The organism is Aneurinibacillus danicus (assembly GCF_007991215.1).
In the GTDB taxonomy this organism is placed as follows: domain Bacteria; phylum Bacillota; class Bacilli; order Aneurinibacillales; family Aneurinibacillaceae; genus Aneurinibacillus; species Aneurinibacillus danicus.
In genome coordinates this window covers 1-3,616 of record NZ_BJXX01000065.1, presented here as the reverse complement: position 1 = coordinate 3,616, position 3,616 = coordinate 1, and the positions used below count along the sequence as shown (strand labels likewise).

The 3,616-nt window shown below is 48.6% G+C and carries 3 protein-coding genes; all 3 read left to right on the top strand.

Annotation, left to right across the window (positions count from 1 at the left end):
- Window positions 1-188: 188 nt before the first annotated feature.
- The 3 genes from sucC to dprA all read left to right on the top strand — a co-directional run bounded on the left by sucC (window position 189) and on the right by dprA (window position 3,521).
- Window positions 189-1,349: an ADP-forming succinate--CoA ligase subunit beta gene (gene sucC / locus ADA01nite_RS07890; RefSeq protein WP_146809405.1), complete on the top strand. Its 1,161-nt coding sequence runs from the start codon at window positions 189-191 to the stop codon at window positions 1,347-1,349.
- A gap of 21 nt (window positions 1,350-1,370) precedes the next feature.
- Window positions 1,371-2,276, top strand: coding sequence for a succinate--CoA ligase subunit alpha (gene sucD, locus ADA01nite_RS07885; protein ID WP_146809404.1), 906 nt, complete (start codon window positions 1,371-1,373; stop codon window positions 2,274-2,276).
- 129 nt (window positions 2,277-2,405) lie between these two features.
- Window positions 2,406-3,521, top strand: a complete 1,116-nt coding sequence (dprA, locus tag ADA01nite_RS07880) for a DNA-processing protein DprA (protein ID WP_146809403.1) — start codon at window positions 2,406-2,408, stop codon at window positions 3,519-3,521.
- Window positions 3,522-3,616 lie beyond the last annotated feature (95 nt).

The following is a 3,616-nucleotide window of genomic DNA, read 5'->3' as shown; positions in this document are numbered from 1 at the left end:
TTTTTCTACCCTGGATCTTTTTTCCTCTTTCTCTCCTTCTTTCCTCACAATTTTCACAGAAAAATGCGAAATGCTTGCAGGGATTTGCCGAATTATGCCGAATAAGCTATACTGTATGCGCAGACGAGCTTACAGGGGAGAAGCTTGATGCGTTTATTTTATGCAAAATGTGGTTAGGAGGATGGAGAATGAATATCCACGAGTATCAAGGCAAAGAGATACTTAAGCAGTACGGCGTGGTCGTGCCGAACGGGAAAGTGGCATTCACGGTAAATGAAGCGGTAGAAGCGGCAAAAGAGCTGGACGCGAACGTATACGTGGTAAAAGCGCAAATCCATGCCGGCGGACGCGGTAAAGCAGGGGGGGTTAAAATTGCAAAAAACCTCGATGAAGTTCGTACATACGCGCAGGAGATTCTGGGCAAAGTACTCGTTACTCACCAGACCGGCCCGGAAGGCAAAGAAGTAAAGCGCCTGCTTATTGAAGAAGGATGCGACATTCAAAAAGAATACTATGTAGGTGTTGTTGTAGACCGCAACACAAACCGCGTTGTTATGATGGCATCCGAAGAAGGCGGTACGGAAATTGAAGAGGTAGCAGCAAAAACACCTGAAAAAATCTTCAAAGAGGTTATTGACCCGGCTGTAGGATTGCTGCCTTTCCAAGCGCGTAAACTCGCGTTCTCTATCAATATTCCGAATAACCTGGTAAACAAAGCCGTGAAGTTCATGATGGGTTTGTACCAGGCATTTGTTGACAAAGATTGCTCAATCGCGGAAATCAATCCGCTTGTTGTGACAGGCGACGGAAACGTAATGGCACTCGATGCGAAGTTGAACTTCGACTCCAATGCACTGTACCGTCATCAGGACGTAATGAAGCTGCGTGACCTTGATGAAGAAGATCCAAAGGAAATCGAAGCATCCAACTATGATTTGAACTACATTGCGCTCGACGGTAACATCGGCTGCATGGTTAACGGTGCAGGGCTTGCGATGGCGACAATGGATATTATCAAATTTTACGGCGGCGAGCCGGCCAACTTCCTTGACGTTGGCGGCGGTGCGACGACTGAGAAAGTTACGGCTGCTTTTAAACTGATTCTGTCCGATGAAAACGTAAAAGGCATTTTCATCAACATCTTCGGCGGCATCATGAAGTGTGACGTTATCGCGGAAGGTGTAGTAGAAGCGGCGAAGCAAGTGGGACTCGACCGTCCGCTTGTCGTGCGCCTTGAAGGTACGAACGTAGATCTCGGTAAGAAAATCCTTAACGAATCCGGCCTTAACATTGTAGCTGCGGAGTCAATGGCAGACGGTGCGGAAAAAATCGTTTCCTTGGTGAAATAAGAAAGGTGGGACTGGAGAGCTATGAGTATTCTTATTAACAAAGATACAAAAGTAATCACCCAGGGTATCACTGGCGCTACGGGTGCATTCCATACAAGACAAGCTGTTGAGTACGGCACAAAAATGGTCGGCGGTGTTACACCGGGTAAAGGAGGCATGGAATTCGAAGGAATTCCTGTATTCAATACGGTACGTGAAGCAGTAAAAGAAACAGGCGCGAATGCGTCCGTTATTTACGTTCCGCCGGCATTTGCGGCTGATTCCATTATGGAAGCGGTAGACGCGGAACTGGAGCTTGTTATTTGTATCACAGAAGGGATCCCCGTGCTTGACATGGTAAAAGTAAAACGCTATATGGAAGGCAGCAAGACGCGCCTTATCGGGCCGAACTGCCCTGGCGTTATCACGCCGGGCGAGTGTAAAATCGGTATCATGCCGGGCTACATCCATGCGCCTGGTAAAATAGGTATCGTGTCTCGCTCCGGAACCCTTACGTACGAGGCGGTTCATCAATTAACGACAAACGGCATCGGCCAGTCCACTGCTGTGGGTATCGGTGGTGACCCGGTTAACGGTACGAACTTTATCGACTGCCTCAAGTTATTCAATGAGGATCCGAACACGGAAGCTGTGATCATGATCGGTGAAATCGGCGGTACGGCGGAAGAAGAAGCGGCTGAATGGGTGAAAGCCAACATGAAGAAGCCGGTTGTCGGCTTTATCGGCGGTCAAACGGCACCTCCGGGAAAACGCATGGGCCATGCGGGCGCGATTATTTCCGGCGGTAAAGGAACGGCTGCCGAGAAGATTAGAACGATGGAAGCATGCGGCATCCGCGTAGCGAAAACACCGGCCGTAATGGGCGAAACAATGATTGAAGTCCTTAAAGATCATGGTCTGCTTGAAGTGTGCAAAACAGTTAAATAAGGGGAGTTACATGTAAAAAAGGAGCGCTGTTACAGCGCTCCTTTTTCGACATTACTCAGCCAATAGTATGGAAGGATTTTCCATACACTTCCTCGAAATTAATGAAAAAAAGAAGAGGAGTGAGGAAAAATGGAAAAAAGAGAGTACATGCTGCTGGCTCTATCACATATTAATCGGGTGGGGCGAACTGTACTGCGCGCTGCACGAAAGCTTGATGAAGCGGTCGATTTCTCACGCTGCTCCGTGCAGGATATACAGAAGATGCTGGCTGTTTCTCCTAAAGTAGCGGAAAAAATTCGAATGGAATTTTCCCTCAGGGACGCTGTATCGCGGGTGCAGAGATGGCAGGCGGAAGGAATCGGATTGCTTACGCAATGCAGTTCCGAATATCCTGCTTTGTTGCGCGAAATTCCCGACCCGCCCGAAGTTTTATACATAATCGGCAATAAAACATTATTGCATCAACCTTCGTTCGCGATTATTGGAACGCGCAAACCAACCGCTTACGGAAAAACGGTTGCCCGCCAAATGGCGCGTGAATTGGCGGAGCGGGGAGTGACCATTGTCTCGGGTATGGCACGGGGGATTGACGGTGAAGCGCATCGTGGCGCCCTGGCCGGGGGCGGATCTACTATTGCGGTACTGGGATGCGGTGTCAACATTGTATACCCTCCTGAAAATCGCGCGCTGGCCATGGAAATACGGCAAAAGGGGCTTATTGTATCCGAGTACCCTCCCGGCATGGAACCGCAGCGTGGTTTTTTCCCCGAGCGCAACCGTATTATTAGTGGACTGAGCCAGGGAGTGCTTGTCGTAGAGGCGGCGTCGCGCAGCGGTTCATTAATCACAGCTGATCTGGCCATAGACCAGGGGAGGGACGTATTTGCCATTCCCGGTTCGATTCATTCTCCCAAAAGCGCCGGATCCCACTGGCTCATTCAGCAGGGAGCAAAGCTTACGCAAACGATACAGGATATCCTAAATGAATATCCAATGCTCGTTTCTGGAGTAAATAAAAGTGTAGCCTGTACTGATGATCATGGTCTTTTGTCGCTCACTCCGGAGGAAGAGATTGTATTGGCGGCAGTCGGCTGGGAAGCGGTGTCATATGAAGAGATTTTATGTCGAACGTCGTTTTCCTCTAGCTATTTGCATTATCTTTTGCTATCTTTGCAAGTAAAACAGCAAGTCATACAACTGCCCGGACCGGCCTTCGTCCGGATAAAAAACAGGAATGATGTTTGACAAACGCAAGTTTTGTAATTAATAATAGGAGGAATTCTTTTCTTTCACAGAAAACGATCATGGTTTTTCAGCCGCAACCCCGACATGAAAATAAT